Annotated in this window: 14 protein-coding genes and 1 pseudogene; 9 read left to right on the top strand and 6 right to left on the bottom strand. The window is 41.5% G+C overall.

Going from position 1 to position 18,597, the window contains the following annotated elements:
- The first annotated feature begins 401 nt into the window (after positions 1-401).
- The 4 genes from HRU23_07915 (at position 402) to HRU23_07930 (ending at position 4,978) form a co-directional block, all read left to right on the top strand.
- Positions 402-1,214 (top strand): TIM barrel protein, encoded by an 813-nt coding sequence (locus HRU23_07915; protein NRA54055.1) that lies wholly within the window; start codon positions 402-404, stop codon positions 1,212-1,214.
- Between the two features lie 103 nt (positions 1,215-1,317).
- On the top strand, positions 1,318-2,334 hold the full coding sequence (locus HRU23_07920; protein NRA54056.1) for a Gfo/Idh/MocA family oxidoreductase: 1,017 nt from the start codon (positions 1,318-1,320) through the stop codon (positions 2,332-2,334).
- A gap of 104 nt (positions 2,335-2,438) precedes the next feature.
- Positions 2,439-3,371 carry a sugar ABC transporter substrate-binding protein gene (locus HRU23_07925; GenBank protein NRA54057.1) on the top strand — a complete coding sequence of 311 codons (933 nt, stop codon included), beginning with the start codon at positions 2,439-2,441 and terminating at the stop codon, positions 3,369-3,371.
- Between the two features lie 674 nt (positions 3,372-4,045).
- Positions 4,046-4,978, top strand: a complete 933-nt coding sequence (locus tag HRU23_07930; GenBank protein NRA54058.1) for a sugar ABC transporter substrate-binding protein — start codon at positions 4,046-4,048, stop codon at positions 4,976-4,978.
- 285 nt (positions 4,979-5,263) lie between these two features.
- Here the strand turns inward: HRU23_07930 and HRU23_07935 are convergent, their stop codons facing one another.
- Together HRU23_07935 and eno are read right to left on the bottom strand one after the other, a co-directional pair.
- Positions 5,264-6,013, bottom strand: a complete 750-nt coding sequence (locus HRU23_07935) for a triose-phosphate isomerase (GenBank protein ID NRA54059.1) — start codon at positions 6,011-6,013, stop codon at positions 5,264-5,266.
- Positions 6,013-7,317, bottom strand: a complete 1,305-nt coding sequence (eno, locus tag HRU23_07940) for a phosphopyruvate hydratase (protein ID NRA54060.1) — start codon at positions 7,315-7,317, stop codon at positions 6,013-6,015. The genes HRU23_07935 and eno overlap by 1 nt, the downstream gene beginning before the upstream one ends.
- Positions 7,318-8,343: 1,026 nt before the next feature.
- On the opposite strand from eno, the gene HRU23_07945 reads away from it, so the two are divergent.
- The 3 genes from HRU23_07945 (at position 8,344) to HRU23_07955 (ending at position 11,526) form a co-directional block, all read left to right on the top strand.
- Positions 8,344-9,882, top strand: a complete 1,539-nt coding sequence (locus tag HRU23_07945; GenBank protein ID NRA54061.1) for a sugar ABC transporter ATP-binding protein — start codon at positions 8,344-8,346, stop codon at positions 9,880-9,882.
- Positions 9,883-10,030: 148 nt separating this feature from the next.
- Positions 10,031-11,080 (top strand): ABC transporter permease, encoded by a 1,050-nt coding sequence (locus HRU23_07950; GenBank protein NRA54062.1) that lies wholly within the window; start codon positions 10,031-10,033, stop codon positions 11,078-11,080.
- Between the two features lie 236 nt (positions 11,081-11,316).
- On the top strand, positions 11,317-11,526 hold the full coding sequence (locus HRU23_07955; protein ID NRA54063.1) for a hypothetical protein: 210 nt from the start codon (positions 11,317-11,319) through the stop codon (positions 11,524-11,526).
- A gap of 1 nt (position 11,527) precedes the next feature.
- Here HRU23_07955 and HRU23_07960 read toward each other — a convergent pair.
- Together HRU23_07960 and HRU23_07965 are read right to left on the bottom strand one after the other, a co-directional pair.
- Positions 11,528-12,774: pseudogene (locus HRU23_07960) on the bottom strand (IS110 family transposase).
- Positions 12,775-13,226: 452 nt separating this feature from the next.
- Positions 13,227-14,057 carry a MurR/RpiR family transcriptional regulator gene (locus HRU23_07965; protein ID NRA54064.1) on the bottom strand — a complete coding sequence of 277 codons (831 nt, stop codon included), beginning with the start codon at positions 14,055-14,057 and terminating at the stop codon, positions 13,227-13,229.
- A 428-nt stretch (positions 14,058-14,485) separates the two neighbouring features.
- On the opposite strand from HRU23_07965, the gene HRU23_07970 reads away from it, so the two are divergent.
- Positions 14,486-16,381 carry an AsmA family protein gene (locus tag HRU23_07970; GenBank protein NRA54065.1) on the top strand — a complete coding sequence of 632 codons (1,896 nt, stop codon included), beginning with the start codon at positions 14,486-14,488 and terminating at the stop codon, positions 16,379-16,381.
- Positions 16,382-16,445: 64 nt separating this feature from the next.
- Positions 16,446-17,336 (top strand): NAD(P)-dependent oxidoreductase, encoded by an 891-nt coding sequence (locus HRU23_07975; protein NRA54066.1) that lies wholly within the window; start codon positions 16,446-16,448, stop codon positions 17,334-17,336.
- A gap of 61 nt (positions 17,337-17,397) precedes the next feature.
- Here the strand turns inward: HRU23_07975 and HRU23_07980 are convergent, their stop codons facing one another.
- Complete coding sequence (locus tag HRU23_07980) at positions 17,398-17,727, bottom strand: winged helix-turn-helix transcriptional regulator (protein ID NRA54067.1); 330 nt, start codon at positions 17,725-17,727, stop codon at positions 17,398-17,400.
- Positions 17,728-18,110: 383 nt separating this feature from the next.
- The gene (locus tag HRU23_07985; protein NRA54068.1) at positions 18,111-18,575 is read right to left on the bottom strand and encodes a hypothetical protein; all 465 of its coding nucleotides are present in this window, start codon (positions 18,573-18,575) and stop codon (positions 18,111-18,113) included.
- Positions 18,576-18,597 lie beyond the last annotated feature (22 nt).

The following is an 18,597-nucleotide window of genomic DNA, read 5'->3' on the forward strand; positions in this document are numbered from 1 at the left end:
GTTGCTACGAACAAGGAACTTAGAGAACGCCATATTATTGTATTTATCTTAGTATCAGTGGCTTGTAGGTGTGTCTTGTTTTTAAGTGTCTAGATAATAAGCACGTTGATGTGGGTCTTAGCCACAGATTAAAGGCTAATTTATTTTCTAAATATTAGATTGACACATTGTGCACCCGAGTGCATTATTAGCTCAAATTGCAACCGGGTGCATAAAAATTACAACCAATAAAAGTATAAACTTTGTGGTTTTAACCAGCTGAATATAAGGCATTTGTTCAAGGTTGGTAACAGAAATGGTCAACATGGCATTGGCTGGCATTACACCATTAGTTTGTGACGGTGTACGTAGTCAAAAACTAAAACATAAAGCAATCACGTTAGATAACACTAAGGAAAGAAATGAACACAATTAATAATTCAACCCAACCATTTACACTGGCGGTTTGTGCCGAAATGATTTTTCGTGATTATCCAGTTTTAGAGCGCATTAAACGTCTAGATCAACTTGGATTCGAAGTCGAAATCTGGGATTGGACTAAGCATGATATTAAAGCGCTGGCGGGTAGCGGTGCTACTTTCTCGTCAATGACAGGTTACGTCACCGGAACACTCGCCGATGATGCAGGTGCCGATGAACTGTTACGGACAGCGAAACTGTCAATTCCAGTTGCCAAAGAGTTGGCTATTCCTCGGTTGAACCTGCACGGAACTGGATTGGACAATAAGGGGTTACCTGTGCAGCCAATGCATGAAATGACTGGTGCGATGTGGATAAAGGCAAACGATACGCTTAATCGACTCGCTGATTTTGCTGAAAAACACGATGTAACATTTGTACTTGAAAACCTCAATACTGCTGTTGATCACCCTGGAGTACCGTTTGCTAAAGCACAAGATACGCTGGATTTAGTGGCGGGCGTTAATCGACCACAAATTCGGATGATGCTTGACTTATATCATGCTCAGATTGGCGAAGGTAATCTGATTGAGTTAATCGCGCGTTGTGCCCCGTATATCGGCGAAATTCAAGTGGCTGATGTACCTGGTCGCTGCGAACCTGGTACCGGTGAAATCAATTACCCAGCAATAGCGAAAGCACTGTTTGACGTTGGTTACCGCGGCAATATCGGCCTGGAAGGTTGGGCATCTGGTGATGATGAACAAGCGTTAACGCGTTTCCGTAATGCATTCACTTTATCTAATACGTTATAAAACTAGATTTATTAATAACGCCTGACGACAAAGTTTGGCAATAAAGTCTAGTCATCAAATATAGCAATAAAAAAACAATAAAAATTATTGAATTGGAGAACTCATGAACACTAAAAAAATCATCAATGTTGGCTTAATCGGAGCTGGACGCATTGGTTCATTCCATGCTGAAACCATTGCTCGTCGCTTAGTCCAGGCTAATCTAGCGGCAATAGCTGACCCTTCACCGGGCGCGGCACAAGCACTCGCACAAAAATTAAATTGCCCGATAGCAACTACCGATCCAATGGAATTGCTGAGTAATCCAGACATTGATGCGGTGATTATTGCAACGCCAGCACGTTTTCATACCAATTTAGTCAAAGCAGCTGCTGAAGCTGGCAAAGCCGTGTTCTGTGAAAAGCCAATGGCGCTGACACTCGAAGAGGCAGACAGTGCGATTGAAGCGGTTGAAAAAGCCGGTGTTATTTTACAAGTCGGTTTCAACCGCCGTTGGGATCAATCTTTTGCCGAAGGTTATGCCGCGATTGTTGATGGTAAAATTGGCACACCGCAGTTACTGCGCTCGGTAACGCGCGATCCGGGTCCCTTTAATGGCGACCCCGCAAAAATTCCAAATTGGACCATTTTTTATGAAACGCTGATCCATGATTTCGACACCTTATTATGGTTAAACCGTGGTGCCAAGCCAATTGAAGTACATGCGATGGCTGATGCGCTGATCCGTCCTGACTTTAAAGAGCAGGGCCACTTAGATACCGCTGTGGTGACTGTACGTTTCGACAATGGTGCTATTGCGGTCGCTGAAGCAAATTTCAGTGCACTTTATGGTTATGACATTAGAGGAGAAGCATTTGGCTCTAAAGGCATGGTTAAAATGGGCGATGTACGTCGTTCAAGCATGACCCTCTATAATGCCGAAGGGGTTTCAAATGATACATGGCGTTTAGACGCTGATCATTTCATCGGCGCGTACACGGCGCAGTTGGCTAATTTTGTTGACTCGGTAGGTGGTACTCAAGACAAAGGTGCAACGGGTGCAGATGCGAAAGCGGCGCTTGAAATTGCGTTAGCGTGTATTGAGTCAGTAAAAAGTGGACAAACAGTTCGCCTAGGTTAACAGATCGATTTTTAGTAAAAGTTATAACGTGTATATAATAATCACAATAAAGGAAGACTAAAATGAAAACTAAAATCAAAATCAAAACTAAAATTAACACCACAATGAAAAAAGTCCTGCCTGCATTACTTACTACAATGATCACAGCAAGCCCAGTAATGGCAGATGAGTTAAGAATTGGGGTTGCGATGGCAACCTTTGATGATAACTTTATGACCTTGCTGCGAACCGGTATTTCAAAGTATGGTAAAGAAGCTGGAATTGAATTACAGATAGAAGACGGTAAAAATGAGGTTGGCACCCAGTTTAACCAAGTGCAGAATTTTATTGCTTCAGAGGTCGACGCAATCATTGTTAGCCCGGTAGACACCGATGCGACTGTTTCTATCAGTGAATCTGCTGCCGCTGCTAATATTCCATTGGTATATCTAAATCGTCAGCCGATTAATGTCGATTTCTTACCGGATAATCAGGCCTTTATCGCGTCTAATGAGGTTGATTCTGGCACAATGCAAACTAAAGAAGTTTGTCGATTACTAAAAGGTAAAGGCAATATCTTGGTATTGATGGGCGCTTTAACCGATCAATCTGGCCTGCAACGTACTAAAGATATTCACGATGTAATCGCATTGCCAGAATGTTCTGGGATGAAAATTGTTGGTGAAGAAAGTGCTAAATGGCAACGGACCCAAGCCAGTAATATCATGACCAACTGGTTGTCATCTGGCGTCCAGTTCGATGCTGTTATCGCCAATAACGATGAAATGGCGATTGGCGCAATTCAGGCCATTAAAGCGACTGGCCGTAGCATGGACGATGTGATTATTGCTGGGATTGATGCAACAGCAGATGCTTTAGCGGCAATGAAAGCGGGTGACCTTGACGTAACAGTATTTCAAGATGCAGCAGGTCAGGGCGCTGGCGCTGTTGATGCCGCGATTAAGCTTGCTACGGGTAAAGCGGTTGACCAAAAAGTGTGGATCCCGTTTGAGCTTGTTACGCCAAGCAATTACAAAAGCTACTTGAATAAAAACTAATTAGCGATATTTATTGGTTAAACAACCTAGGTGCTAAGCTCGTCTTGGCGCCTATTAAAGCACCATGCATAGCAACAAGCTACTGAGAGTAAGGTGGCTGTAATCTAAGATCTTTTTGAACGTTCACTAAATGCTAAATCTTAAATACTCTCTTAAAATACTCTCTAAAAATACATTCTAAAAATACTTTTTTAAAACACATTGTTAAAACATTTTGTTAAAACATTTTGTTAAATCTTGTTGTTAACCTCATTTCGCCAAGCCATTGTTATTTTACCTGCTTACATCACAATTAATGCTCAAATTTAGCGCTAACTTGTCAGTCTTAACAGGCTGTTGTGGCGTGAATTACCCGACTACATGTGGATCAATTATTGATTCTACTACGCTATTTTTTCTGCTTGTTGAATATAACAAACAAAAAACAAGCCAATAAAATTTAATTCAGAATATTAATTCCATGTGTTGATTCTCTGGGTTTTATATTCTATATTGATGGTGAGAGATAAAGTTAGGGCCTCAATTATGGTCGGTAAAACAGTCAGTAGTATGCTTATACACCACGCATTAAAAATTGTTTTATGACCTGTTGTCGGCGCTAAATTTTTTAGTATGGCACGAATATTAGGTATGTAATTAACTTTCAATAATAATCAAAATAGAGGAAGACTAGCATGAAAAAATTGATCCCAGCATTGCTTACTACATTAATAACTACCACTCCAGTAATGGCTGAAGAGTTAAGAATTGGTGTAGCGATGGCTACTTTTGATGATAATTTTATGACATTACTGCGAACCGGCATTTCACAATATGCTAAAGAAGCGGGTATCGAGCTGCAGATAGAAGACGGTAAAAACGAGGTTGGTACTCAGTTTAATCAAGTCCAAAACTTTGTTGCCTCAGAGGTCGATGCAATTATTGTCAGCGCCGTAGATACTGATGCTACTGTTTCTATTAGTGAATCCGCTGCAGCGGCTAATATTCCGTTAGTTTATTTAAATCGTCAGCCAATCAATGTCGATTTCCTACCTGATAACCAAGCCTTTATCGCGTCTAATGAAGTTGATTCGGGCACAATGCAAACTAAAGAAGTCTGTCGATTACTAAAAGGTAAAGGCAATATTTTAGTCTTAATGGGCGCTTTAACCGATCAAACTGGCCTGCAACGTACTAAAGATATTCACGATGTCATCGCATTACCAGAATGTTCTGGGATGAAAATTGTTGGTGAAGAAAGTGCTAAATGGCAACGGACCGAAGCGAACAATATCATGACCAACTGGTTGTCATCTGGCGTGCAATTCGATGCTGTTATCGCCAACAACGATGAAATGGCGATTGGCGCAATTCAGGCCATTAAAGCAACTGGCCGTAGCATGGATGATGTGATTATTGCAGGTGTTGATGCGACGGCTGATGCATTAGCGGCAATGAAAGCCGGTGATCTTGACGTTACTGTATTCCAAGACGCTGCTGGGCAAGGCTCTGGTGCTGTTGATGCTGCAATTAAGCTAGCAATGGGCAAAGCGGTTGACCAAAAGGTTTGGATCCCGTTTGAACTTGTCACGCCAGGTAATTACACAAGTTACCTAAATAGAAACTAAATCTATAATAATGCTTATACCACGAGATACAGAGTAATAGCCCTGTATCTCGTGTGCCCCTTCATTGCCGTTTTATCTTGCTTATGTTAACTCAAACTCGATTCTTTTACTTGTCGATCATTTATAGCAAAAACGCGAGCCCTTATCCGCAAGCACTAATATACGACAGCATTACGCCTAGCTAAATTAATCCCAGAATAACTAGCAGTCATACTAGCCGTGTCCTAATAACAGCCGACTAACATGTTGAGTTTTGTGCTGTTAAACCTTTATCCAGTATTAAGATTAACTCACTTGGCAAATTTGCAAGAAGGCATCCGCTTTGAGCGAGGCGCCACCAATTAAGCCACCATCAATATCATTTTGAGACAACAAATCGTGCGCGTTGTTGGCATTGACACTGCCCCCGTATAGAATCTGCAAGCCGTTGGCAATATCAGGACTATGCTTGGCTAGTTGGGCACGGATTTGCGCGTGCACTTGCTGAGCTTGTTCTGGGGTGGCTGTTTTGCCGGTACCGATAGCCCAAACTGGCTCATAAGCAATGACGGCATCGGCAAATCGAGCTGCACCAACGCGATCAATGATGACCTGTATTTGGCTTGATACTACAGCTTGTGTTGCACCAGCCTCGTACTGCGCTAGTGTTTCGCCGACACATAACACGGGGATTAATCCAGCATCGAGCGCCGCTTTAAACTTAGCGGCAACTTGTTCATTGTCTTCTAACAAGATGCTACGACGTTCACTATGTCCGACCAGTACATAGCTGCATTCTAAGTCTGTTAACATAGTGGTTGAAATTTCTCCGGTATATGCACCCGCCTTAGCAGCACATACATTCTGAGCACCAATTTTTATCTTGCTCGATGACAATTGCTGACTGACTTGGCTTAAATAAGTGAAAGGCGGACAAACCACCACATCGACATGCTCCATCTTGCTCGTTTCGTTGAGTAGTTGACTTAACAGCGCGCTATTTTGGGTCAAGCAGCCATTCATTTTCCAGTTACCAATAATTAAACGCTGTCGCATTAGCTATATTCCTTTTGGCCAAATATTTCGGTACGGCCTTGATAAATGGCATTAGTGGCGAGTTGTTGCTCGATGCGTAATAAACGATTGTATTTGGCGACCCGATCGGAGCGGGATAACGAACCTGTTTTAATTTGCCCCGCGCACGTTGCTACGGCTAAATCTGCAATGGTGGTATCTTCAGTTTCACCTGAACGGTGTGATATGATCACCGCATAACCTGCATCTTGCGCCATCCTGATCGCCGCAAAGGTTTCGGTTAAGGTACCAATTTGGTTAAATTTAATTAACACGCTATTAGCTATGTTTTGATCTATGCCTTGTTTGAGTATTTTTGTGTTGGTGACAAAAAGATCATCCCCGACTAACTGAATTTCATCACCTAATTTTTGGGTTAAAATATCCCATCCTTGCCAATCATTTTCATCCATGCCATCTTCAATCGAGACAATAGGATACTTTTCGCACAGCTGAGCTAAATAGTCAGTAAAAGCGGTTGAATCGTAGCTTTTACCTTCCCCTGCCAACACATATTTTCCGTCGCGGTAAAATTCGCTGGCGGCACAATCTAATGCGAGCGTAAAGTCTTTGCCTAATTGATATCCCGCTTGCTCGACGGCTGCTTTAATTACAATCAGCGCCTCTTCGTTCGATGCGAGATCTGGTGCAAAGCCACCTTCATCGCCCACAGCGGTGTTTAATCCTCGAGTTCTAAGCACATTTCTTAACTGATGAAATACCTCGGCACCCATGCGCAGTGCTTCGTTAAAGCTGGTCGCACCGACCGGTTGAATCATAAACTCTTGAATATCGATGTTGTTGTCGGCATGCTCGCCACCGTTGATGATATTCATCATGGGTAAGGGCAGGGATAGTTGATTATCGTTGCCGTATAGATTGGCCAGATGTTGATAAAGCGGCAGTTCGGTGGTTAATGCGGCCGCTTTGGCAACGGCCAGTGATACCGCAATAATGGCATTGGCCCCTAACGTCGCTTTATTATCGGTGCCATCAAGTTCAATCATCGTTTGATCGATAGCTTGTTGATTTAAAGGATCCATGCCTTGCAGTTTTGCATTTATGATGCCATTGATGAATGCTACTGCATTTAATACACCTTTGCCATTATAGCGTGAAGCATCGCCATCTCGAAGTTCTAGCGCTTCTCGAGAGCCTGTGGATGCACCTGATGGCGCGCAAGCCGTCCCCATAATGCCAGACTTGAGCAATACGTCGGCTTGAACGGTCGGATTACCACGTGAATCTAATATTTCTCTGGCAATAATTTGATTAATTGTATCCATGTAGATTTCCCATATTTAAGGTTATTTTTAATAAACTTCGTACTGAACCTGTTCTGTAATTCTGGTCCTGTTAATAACTCGTTTGCTTACGGTTTATTCGGGCCGACGCTTAAGTTGTTTTATTTAGGTATTAGTGGCATCACATTGAGCACTATTTGTTGTTCTGTTAAACAAATAGCACTGCTTTTTTATTGCTGATGGATATTTTTTGGAATGAAAGTGGAATATATGTTTATATAATGACGCATATGGAATAAATTTTCCATTTATAAGTTGATTGAATATTTAGTCTGACTTTATATATTCGGTTGTGAACTGTTACGTGACCACTATTAAGTTAGATAGTACTGCCAAGCTTTGACTGTAAAGCTGTGATTAGCCTATGAAATACCAACAAAAGGAGCTTTAACAAGCTCTAATTACAAAGAAAGGTTATTAGTGTTGTTTAAATGGCTATTTTGTTTCACTTGCGCTTGATAAACTAAGATAAAAGTTTGATTTATGAGAACTACCTCACCTTTTTGTCCCTGTTTGTGGCTGCAAAAGTGGTTGACAAAGAGCTTTATAAAGTACAGAGTGGAATTATAATTCCATTTGAGGTTTATTTGGAAGTAAAATTCCATGTCGAGTTGGCAGATACAGGAAAGTAGCTAGGATTAGCTGCAATTTTAGTAAGTTCGTGACAGCTAGCTCGATAAATCAAATCGCCAGCACGGGGTTTGGCTTCATTAACTAATTTAGGGTCCGTCAATACTCATTTTTTAGGATAAAGAACTGAGCGTAATAGACAATTATTCTAATTTTGTTACAGGTTTTATGATGGCTGAATAATTCTCAATTTAGCAGCTATTAATGTTAGCACGTATGTAAATGACATTTTCAAGCTTAAGAAATTAAAGTTATTCAAGATCAAAGGTTAAACAAAAAAGTTTTAAGCGCTTCGGATTAATGATTCCTGTAATTTTTACAGTAATTTGAAGTGAAATAGAATCTTAATTTATTAACGCTTAAATGGGAGGTTACATCATGATTAGCGGATCGGAAGTGCAAGCGATGTCAAAAAATACAGATAAGCCCTATGAGTATGTGCTTGAAATTGTCAATGCACGCAAGGAATTTCCGGGGGTGGTGGCTTTAGATGATATCTGTTTGAAAGTACGCCCTGGCACCGTACATGCGCTTATGGGCGAAAATGGTGCCGGAAAATCTACTTTGATGAAAGTAATCGCCGGAATCTATCAACCTGATGCCGGCGAAATAAAACTGCGGGGTGAAACGGTTACTATGTTGACGCCACTGGACGCTCAAAATGCGGGTGTCGCGATGATTCATCAAGAATTATTACTAATGAACTCAATGACCGTGGCCGAAAATATTTGGATCCGCCGCGAGCCCGTTAACCGCTTTGGGCTAATCGATCATGCTGTGATGCGTCAACAAACGGTTGATTTATTTCAACTGCTTAATATTAAGCTAGATCCTGATGCTGAAATCTGTGAGCTCTCAGTTGCCAATCGACAAATGGTCGAAATTGCCAAAGCGGTGTCTTTTAATGCTGACGTTTTGATTATGGATGAACCAACGTCGGCCATTACAGAAGCTGAAGTTGGCCATTTATTTGAAATAATCCGCGATCTTCGCCAACAAGGCATCGGCATAATCTACATTACGCATAAGATGGATGAACTATACGAAATAGCTGATGAATTCTCAGTGTTTCGTGACGGTCATTACATAGGGACTTACGCTTCATCAGAGGTAACCCGAGATGAAATCATTAAAATGATGGTGGGTCGTGAAATAACCCAAATGTTCCCTAAAGAAGAGGTTGAGCTGGGGGATACGTTAATCTCGGTTAAAAATTTGTCATTAGAAGGCAAGTTTCATGATATTAGCTTCGATGTCCGTGCTGGGGAAATATTTGGTATCGCGGGATTAGTTGGTTCGGGTCGCTCTAATGTTGCTGAAACAATTTTTGGTGTTACTCAGGCTACCTCAGGCACGATAGAAATTGCCGGCGAGCAGGTCAATATTACTGCCTCTCATGACGCCATTGCGCTTGGTATGGCATTTTTGACTGAAGATCGTAAGGAAACAGGCTGCTTTTTAGCACTTAATATTCAGGAAAATGCTCAACTTGCTGCCATTCACGATAACTATGTGACAGGGGCTGGTTTTGTTAAAGAAAAAGAACTTGAAGAAATGTGCGAACAGCTGTGCAAAACCCTACGGGTTAAAACGCCTAATATGTGGGAATGCATCGAAAATTTGTCCGGTGGTAATCAACAAAAAGTTTTGATTGCGCGTTGGTTACTGACCAACCCAAGGATCCTTATTCTTGACGAGCCAACCCGCGGCATTGATGTGGGTGCCAAAGCTGAAATTCACGGTTTAATTACTCAATTAGCCCATAAAGGCGTTGCCGTGATTATGATTTCTTCAGAACTGCCTGAAGTGCTGGGAATGAGTGACCGCGTTATGGTTATGCATGACGGTCATATGACCGGAATTCTTGATCGCGCAGATGCCACACCACAAAAAGTGATGGACTTGGCAGCCCAGTAGTAACCAATCGCTGTGTTATCACGACGATTATAAAAATAATATTAGAAAAATAAATTGGCTAAGTTAGCTACAAGACTAATTGGCCTTAATATTGATGTGGTTTAAAAGCACTTGTGTGCTGATAAATCCAACTTTGAGATGAATTATAATGACTATAAATACGGAAAATTTAACCATAGCTCCCGATCTACCGGACCAAGCAGCGGTCAGAAAAAAACGTTACCCACCTGAAGTTAACATCTTATTAGTATTAGTAGGCATCGCAGCATTATTTGAACTATTAGGCTGGTTTATCGTTGGTCAAAGTTTCCTTGCTAATACCAGCAGACTGCAAATTATTATTCTCCAGGTTTCAATCATTGGTATTATCGCTGTTGGGGTAACTCAGGTCATAATTACTGGCGGTATCGATTTGTCGTCTGGCTCTGTGGTCGCGATGAGTGCGATGATTGCTGCGACTTTTGCACAAGACGCTAATTGGCCTAAGATTATTAGTCCAGCATTGGTTGATTTACCTTTCGTTGTTCCATTAATTGTTGGTTTGGTTGTTGGCACGGCGGCTGGATTTATTAACGGTTGGTTTATCGCTCGCACTAATATTCCACCATTTATAGCAACATTGGGCATGATGCTATCGGCTCGTGGTGTCGCGCGCTGGTATACTGATGGTAGCCCGGTTTCTGGTTTTACTGAAAGTTTTGCGATGATTGGCAATGGTATGAACCGGTGGGCGCCAGTGGTTATTTTTCTTGTTGTTGCGGTCGTCTTTCATATTGTGATGCGTTATACCCGCTTTGGTAAATTTACCTATGCAATAGGCTCTAACCCACAAGCGGCCAAGGTCTCTGGTATTAATATTGGCGCTCATTTAATCAAAGTTTATATGATCGCTGGTTTGCTTGCTGGTTTGGCAGCAATGGTAGCGATAGCTCGGATTAAGACTGCCCAGGCAGGTATGGGCATGATGTACGAGCTTGACGCTATTGCGGCAGCTGTAATTGGTGGTGTATCGTTATCTGGTGGCCGAGGCAGTATTCTGGGTACAGTCATTGGAGCATTGATTTTGGGCATTATGTTATCAGGATTCACCTTTTTACGAATTGATGCCTATTATCAAGACATCATTAAGGGCGCGATTATTGTCTTAGCGGTAGTTGTTGATCAACATCGCCAAAGCAAAAGAGGTAAAGGTGCATAATTAGCGCAGCTGGTTTAGATTGTGATAAAAAGGGGCAGTAATACTGCTCCTTTTTAGTTAAAGAGAATACTTTCATTACGAGCGCTAACGGCTACTACGATATACAGTGACTTGTGGTGGGAACTCGTTTACCAAGATAAGAAAAAAACACCAATCTATCCTGATTATTAGTAATACCAATTGGTATAATATATTTCACGATTAAAGTATAAGCTCAAGCTTAAAGAGAATAACTGATGAAACAACAAGATATTATATTTTTTGAACCGTTATGGCGCCGAATCGCAGTAACCGCATTTTGTCTGCTATGGTCAGTGTTTGAATGGTTAAATGACGAATCATTTTGGGGAATGATTAGCGGAGGATTTGCGATATATTGTTACTGGTCATTCTTTAGAGATGGCATTGATCAAGACCAAGTTAACGCTTCACGCCCTGAGGATTGAATCAACTCAATAAAGGTGAACCACGCTTTTTTAATGCGTTGAGGTATTTCACTTCATCATAGGGTTTTCGGTCTTTCCAGCATCGGTAAACTATCCTGATCCATTTGAACGCTAAAGCCCTTACTGCAGCCTGATGTGAGGAGCCTGATTCGCGTTTTTTTTGATAAAAAATGTTGGCCCAATAAGAACTGTAAATTGAATGGGCTGCCCATTCAACAAAGGTTTGACGTAAAAATTTTGAGCATTGCCAACGCCAGTGAACCCAACATTTATTGCCGCTGCGTTCTGTGACTGGTGCAATACCAGAGTATTGCTGTACCTCGTTAGCAGAAGAAAATCGATCCCGTTGTTCACCAAAGGCTACGAGTAAACGCGCAGCATAGCAAACACCTGCCCCAGGTAAATTTTCAAACAAATTAGCATCTGGTAATATTTTCATTAACTCTGCAATCTTTTTATCAAAACATTTTATGTGTTTCATTAGAATGGAAATTATTTCCACTAAAGCCAAAACAATCATGGAATGTGTCTCAATTACAGCTTCATCATCGGTTAATGGTAATGCGCTTTTAACCTCATTGATGCGCTCTTTAACTTTATTATGGCTACGGATATGGTTGTCATTAAAAAAGGATTTTAACGTCGCTCTACGAGCTTTTTGTGCTTGTTGAAGGGTTGGCCATCGCGATATAAAGTTACAAAAAATATTAGTCTCCTTTTTAGGAAACCAGTCGATTGCTTGCGGATAATACTGCTTTAAATTATTGATAATTTGATTAACGAAACGTTGTTTGTCGTTAACTAATTTCTTTCTCTTTTCAACGAGGTACATTAGTTTTCGTATATTTAAACTCTGGATTTTTAATGGAGTAAATATTTCTGGATATCTGAGCATTAATTCAAGAGCAATCTCGGCGTCGGTCGGATCGTCCTTGGCTTTACTAGGCTTAAAAGCGCTTCGATATTTAGATAAAGTCGTAGGATTTATCGGTACAATAACCAAAAATTCATACCGTTGTAGAGCATAGATGATTGGCCCTTTTGTTAGCTCCACAGCAACTGCGATTAAACCACCAAAGCGTTTTTTCAGGTAAGAGCCCATGTTTCAATATCTTCAACATTATGCTTTATAATAGAAAACTCTCGCTTGTTATTGATCGGATCTTGTAAACAAATATCATGTTTATCATTCGCCCAATCTATACCGACAAAAGCACTGTATTGATTTGTTTCTAGATGAGAAGCCATAAAACCTCCAATATTAAGTGATTGAGGCATGTCTTTTCAGATCCTTCGAAGGCAATATAAAGAGCACTGTAGGCAAGCCCTGAGTATTCGTTAGTGAATCTGAGGTACTCATTTTGTCGAAAGCAAAGCGTAAATCATCTAATGTTTAGGGGCACGATTCGTACAAAATGAGCACATGCCTACTTGCTAGTATCAGCTATTTTGTAGACAAGAGATATTATAAAGGGGCAAGACAGTGTTCAAGAGAAAGTGCAGGGAAATGTTCAAGATAAAGAAAAAGTTGAACACAAATAATCTAGCCGACTTACCTTAAGATCACAGCCCTAGCATAGCAATGGTATTAGAGACGTCAGAATTTTAGAGATTTAGTGCTGATAATCCCATGATTAGTGGCGTAATTTACGCCACTAATCTCTAGGTAATTTACATCGTTTTAAAACAAAAACATCAGTTCAATCATCTTTGCTTTGCAGTGCCATTAGCGTGGTGAGTGTCTGTGCGATACACATCGATGATGTTAACGAGCGGAAACTATGAACCTCGGCATCAAGTACTTCAAAGTAAATCTTAGCGCCTGTTGCGATTGGGCTAAGTTTACTGTCTGAAATGACTATCACGGGTACATTCATTTTTCTCGCATTTTCCACTACTTTGACCGTTTCTGGTGAATAAGGCGGGAATGAGATTGCAATCAAAACATCGTTAGCCCGCATGTTATTGGCGACTTCAAACAGCATGCCCCCGGTACTACTGAGCAGATGAGTCCGGTAGTTAGCATGATTTAATGCATAATTGAGATAGTTTGCGACCGCAAATGAACGACGTTGCGCCATGATATAAATATTATCCGCACCCTGGAGCAACTCGATAGCTTGCTCTAGACTTTGTGGAGTGATATTTTTTTCTAGCTCTTGCAACGAAATTATATTTGACTGGCAATATTGCTGCAACAGCGAATGATGGGCGTTAGTATCACTTATTGCACCGTTATCAACCGTTCTCAGCCGCTCTTTATAACTGGCTGAACGTTCGACTACTCGCGATTGAAAGGCCTTTTGCATTTCACTAAAGCCCGAATATCCAAATATTTTTGCAAAACGGATCAGTGAAGACGGCTGAACTTCTGCGCGTTTAGAGATCACTGCGACCGTTTCAATTGCCATATCGGTCGGGTGTTCAAGCGAAAATCTAGCGATGACCTGAAGTCTTTGACTAAGCGTGTTATAGCGAGAGGAAATTTCTTCGCGCAGGGTTTCGAAATCTTGTGCAACATTGCCAGACATAGTTTATCCAATAATAAGAGGGGGGTAGCGACGGGTAGGTGAAACAACGTCCTGTCACAGTAACCTACTAAAGAATGGAATTTACATTCTACTCGTAGAATATATTAATAGTCTTTTTAAGACTAGTTTTATTTAATATTGTTATATCAAATGCATATTGGTTTTGATTGAAGAGAACAAATTAGAGCGCGCGGGATTAACTGGTGTTGTAAGTGGCTTAAATGTCGGTGAAAGCATTGTTAATATTGTGCCAACATTGCTATTTTTAGGCGTCTAACTTTGCATGTCTTAGTGTATTTGGAGACACAGCACTATATTAGTACGACTAATCAAATGTGAACCGTTAAAATTAAATGCTATTTTTAGATTATTACTTTGCATAATAGTTTACAATTTTATCGTTAAATCAACGTTTAAAGGGATCTGGAATGAAAACATTTTTTAAGGTATTAGCGGCATTCGTGGTGCTGTTAATTCTCGCTGTCGTCGCCGTGGTAATGGTGGTTGACCCAAATGAATATAAACCGCAAATACAAGCGCAAGTAAAGCAAGCTGTTAATCGTGACTTGTTATTAAATGGTAATATTGGCTGGAGTATCTTTCCTACGCTGGGAGTGACAACCAGTGAAGTTTATCTCCAGAACCCCCAAGGTTTTAATCGCGATAATTTACTCGAAATTAAACAAGTGTCAGTCGCGCTTGAGTTGCTACCTTTATTGTCTGGCCAAATCAAGATCGGCTTGGTTACGCTCGACGGTTTTCGTCTTAATATGATCACCAAGGTTAATGGGCGCACAAACTTAGACGGCATGTCGGCTAAATCAGCACAAACCGAGTCTAGTGTTCAACCAACGGATAACGAAACTGACCCTAGCGGCCCTAAACAATTGAGTCTTGGCGGCGTAGCCATTACTAACGCCGTGATTGAAATTCAAGATCTCGCTGCGAAGACTCAAACGTTAGCGACGATCAAACAATTAACGCTCGGCGAATTTGTGCTTGGCCAACCAACCGAGTTATCGATGTTGATTGAACTGGCTTTGGCTGACCAGTTGGCAGGTACAGTGAGCTTAGACGCTAGTTTGCTTGTTGATCAGGCAATCAGCATAGTTAAACTCAATAACATGAAACTTAACGCCGACTTTAGTGGTGCCAGCTTACCTAATCAGGCGATATCTGCTGCATTAAACGCTAATGTTAGTTATACCTTGGCCAGCGGCTTGGCAAAATTATCTGAGCTAGAGTTTAAACTTGACCAACTTGAATTAGCCGGTTGGGCCAGTGTTGTACCAGCAAAAACAACTAAGATACGCTTTGACTTAGTGGGTAATGTTTGGGATCTGCAACCTTACCTTGGTGACGAATCAGCTACAACTGCTGACGATACATCGACCAGCAATACCAACACGGGTGATGCTGGCAATGCTGAACCAGATCTTAGTGCATTATTAGGTCTTGATGTTAAAGGCACATTCGCTTTAGCCGGTCTTAAAGCTTCGGGCTTAACGCTAAATAAAATAACCAGCAAGATTATTGTTGCCAATGGTAAAGCGCAACTGTCGCCATTGACGGCTAATTTGTATCAGGGTCAAATTAAGGTCACCGCATTAGTTGACCACGCCAACGGCCGTAATAAATATAAGGTGACTAAAAAAATATCAGGCATTCAAATTTTGCCTTTGATGAAAGATATGGCGCAATTGGAAATTGTTAGTGGGGTAACGGCACTTAATCTGACGGCACAAGGCGCTGGATTATCTCCAAATAAACTAAAAACAGGTCTAGTGGCTGCCGGTGAGTTTAGCATTAGCGATGGCGCGTTATATGGGATTAATATTGCGCAAAAAATTCGGTCGGCCAAAGCGACTCTTACTGGTAAGTCTGACAGTAATCAGGCTGACGAACAAAAGACTGATTTTTCTTCGTTAACCGGTACCTTTAAAATCAACAAAGGTGTATTTAACAATACCCGTTTAACGATGTTGTCGCCGTTATTACGCTTAAAAGGTGCTGGCACAGCAAACATTATTAAAGAAACCATTAATTATAAACTTGGTGTCACTGTTGTCGGCTCGCTGAAAGGTCAAGGTGGCGCGACTGATGATCAATTATCTGGCTTAAATATTCCATTGAAAGTGACAGGTACCTTTGCTAAGCCCAAGTTCGGGTTAGACACCAGTGGGGCGCTTAAATCTAAACTCGATGCCGAAAAGAAAAAATTAAAACAAAAAGCGAAAGACAAACTTAAAGAAAAACTTGAAGGCAAGCTCGGAGATAAACTTGGAGACAAGCTTAAAGGCAAGTTAGGTAGCTTATTCGGATAACTCATGGCCATTAGCACTAAGCACTGCTTGGTGCTAATAATTATTTATTGATGACGAGGGAAACATGATGAAAATTGCATTTATTGGTTTAGGGGTCATGGGATATCCAATGGCCGGCTATCTTAAACAAGCGGGTCATGACGTTTGTGTCTACAACCGCACGGGCAGTAAAGCGGAACAGTGGCGAATTCAATATCAAGGCCGGGTGGGTAAAACGCCATGTGATGCTGCCGCAGATGCTGAAGTGGTGTTTGTTTGTGTCGGCAATGACGACGATTTACGTTCAGTAGTGCTGGGCGAATCTGGCGCGCTTGCCGGCATGGTCCAAGGCAGTATTTTGGTTGATCATACAACGGCATCGGCCGATGTTGCGCGTGAACTGGCGTTAGTTTGTGCGCAGCAGGGTGTAGATTTCCTTGACGCACCGGTTTCTGGTGGTCAAGCTGGGGCCGAAAATGGGGTGTTAACTATTATGATTGGTGGTGAACATAGCGTTTTTCAACGCGTTAAGCCAATTATTGGCGCATACGCCCGTTGTGCCGAGCGGATCGGCGAAGTTGGCAGTGGTCAGTTGGCTAAGATGGTCAATCAAATTTGTATCGCGGGTGTGGTGCAAGGGCTTGCTGAAGCCGTTCATTTTGCTAAATGTGCCGATCTCGATGTTAATAAGGTGATTGATGTCATTTCTAAAGGCGCTGCGCAATCGTGGCAAATGGACAACCGCCATCAGGCAATGATTGATAATAGCTATGAATTTGGCTTTGCTGTGGATTGGATGCGTAAAGATTTAGCCATTACGCTCGATGAAGCGCGTCGTAACCAGGCTAAATTACCGGTCACTGCCTTAGTCGATCAGTTTTACAGTGAAGTGCAGGGCATTGGCGGTAATCGCTGGGACACCTCGAGTTTGCATGCACGGTTACAAAAATTCGATTGTAATAACCCTAAAAAATAATTGGCTCAGGCTGTCGGCTTAGCAAAAAAATGACAGCCTAACCACGACCGATCTTAACCGGTTATTTATGTGCTATTTCGCCAGTGTCAGCATCGCAATATTGATGATGCAATGCCTTAATAATAGCGGTGACTTCAGCGCTATCTAATGAATAATAAATTGTTTGTGAATCGCGCCGAGTAGTAACAAAGCCTTCGCGGCGTAACCAAGCTAAGTGTTGTGATAGCGATGATTGTGCCACAGGGATTAACTCATTAAGTTGCGAGACCGATAACTCTTTATCCAATAACATACACAAAATCATCAAGCGATGATTATTGGCCATTGCTTTAAGCAGTGTCACGGCCTGATCAATGTTTTCTTGCATTTGAGAAAAATCGAGCTTCATCATTTAACCTTAAATTATAATAATATTTTTTAGCTGAGAATAATCGCTAACACAGCCCGAAGCTAGTGATTAATCATTGTTTTGCAACGAATGACAATTTTTGATGCAAATCGATTGTTAGTTGCACTGTTTTGGTGTTTTTCAGCGTTCAAATGCTACCACCTACGAATAATATTATCATGAAATTGGCTAACTCTCAGGATTATCGAGCAAGCTACTCGCGTGTAGCTTAGGTTTTGCACGGCTATATATCTGTTTTATTTCCTTAGTAGTCACTCCATTAGTTCAGTTCATCTTAAATGTAGCTAGGGTCACAATTGATTTAAAGTGTTGGTGTTTAATAAAGCGCCCTCTGATGGGGTTACCCTGTCTTACTGTTGAGTCAATTACTGCATAGTTAGCCGATTATCTACGACCGTAACAGTCTGCTGATGGGGCTGTTGACCATCATAGCGCCAGATTTCAATTAAATACTCACCTTGCTGTTGTAAACCAATAAATGAATGGTTAATTTTACCATCGGTTAGCGCACTTGCGAGGATCCTACTTGCCGGATCGGGATAATATTGTCCCGAATCGAGTAATTGGTAACTGCGATATATATTGAGGTAGGCACGCTGATCGCTGTATTGCGCAAGATCAATTTCAACCTCAATGGTGCTTTTTGTCGTGAAAGAGAAATCATTGGCGGCAACTAATTGATTAATGTCTAGCACAGCATCGGCAGACTGCTCAGCGCTGCTAGAATTAGCAGCGCTGTCGTCCGAGCCGCCACAGCTAATTAAGCTCAATGTCGTTAAGCCAGCAATTATAAAAAACAATGTTGATCTAGGTTGATGTTGCTTAGTCATGGTATAGGCTCCCGCTAGTCGA

The sequence above is a fragment of the Gammaproteobacteria bacterium genome, assembly GCA_013214945.1.
Classification (GTDB): domain Bacteria; phylum Pseudomonadota; class Gammaproteobacteria; order Enterobacterales; family Psychrobiaceae; genus Psychrobium.

What these genes read in the sequence shown, in the direction of transcription:
- HRU23_07915 (NRA54055.1), top strand. Translation starts at nt 402, where the DNA reads ATGAACACAATTAATAATTCAACCCAACCATTTACACTGGCGGTTTGT.
- HRU23_07945 (NRA54061.1), top strand. Translation starts at nt 8,344, where the DNA reads ATGATTAGCGGATCGGAAGTGCAAGCGATGTCAAAAAATACAGATAAG.
- HRU23_07930 (NRA54058.1), top strand. Translation starts at nt 4,046, where the DNA reads ATGAAAAAATTGATCCCAGCATTGCTTACTACATTAATAACTACCACT.
- HRU23_07965 (NRA54064.1), bottom strand. Translation starts at nt 14,057, where the DNA reads ATGTCTGGCAATGTTGCACAAGATTTCGAAACCCTGCGCGAAGAAATT.
- HRU23_07925 (NRA54057.1), top strand. Translation starts at nt 2,439, where the DNA reads ATGAAAAAAGTCCTGCCTGCATTACTTACTACAATGATCACAGCAAGC.
- eno (NRA54060.1), bottom strand. Translation starts at nt 7,317, where the DNA reads ATGGATACAATTAATCAAATTATTGCCAGAGAAATATTAGATTCACGT.
- HRU23_07985 (NRA54068.1), bottom strand. Translation starts at nt 18,575, where the DNA reads ATGACTAAGCAACATCAACCTAGATCAACATTGTTTTTTATAATTGCT.
- HRU23_07970 (NRA54065.1), top strand. Translation starts at nt 14,486, where the DNA reads ATGAAAACATTTTTTAAGGTATTAGCGGCATTCGTGGTGCTGTTAATT.
- HRU23_07955 (NRA54063.1), top strand. Translation starts at nt 11,317, where the DNA reads ATGAAACAACAAGATATTATATTTTTTGAACCGTTATGGCGCCGAATC.
- HRU23_07975 (NRA54066.1), top strand. Translation starts at nt 16,446, where the DNA reads ATGATGAAAATTGCATTTATTGGTTTAGGGGTCATGGGATATCCAATG.
- HRU23_07935 (NRA54059.1), bottom strand. Translation starts at nt 6,013, where the DNA reads ATGCGACAGCGTTTAATTATTGGTAACTGGAAAATGAATGGCTGCTTG.
- HRU23_07950 (NRA54062.1), top strand. Translation starts at nt 10,031, where the DNA reads ATGACTATAAATACGGAAAATTTAACCATAGCTCCCGATCTACCGGAC.
- HRU23_07920 (NRA54056.1), top strand. Translation starts at nt 1,318, where the DNA reads ATGAACACTAAAAAAATCATCAATGTTGGCTTAATCGGAGCTGGACGC.
- HRU23_07980 (NRA54067.1), bottom strand. Translation starts at nt 17,727, where the DNA reads ATGATGAAGCTCGATTTTTCTCAAATGCAAGAAAACATTGATCAGGCC.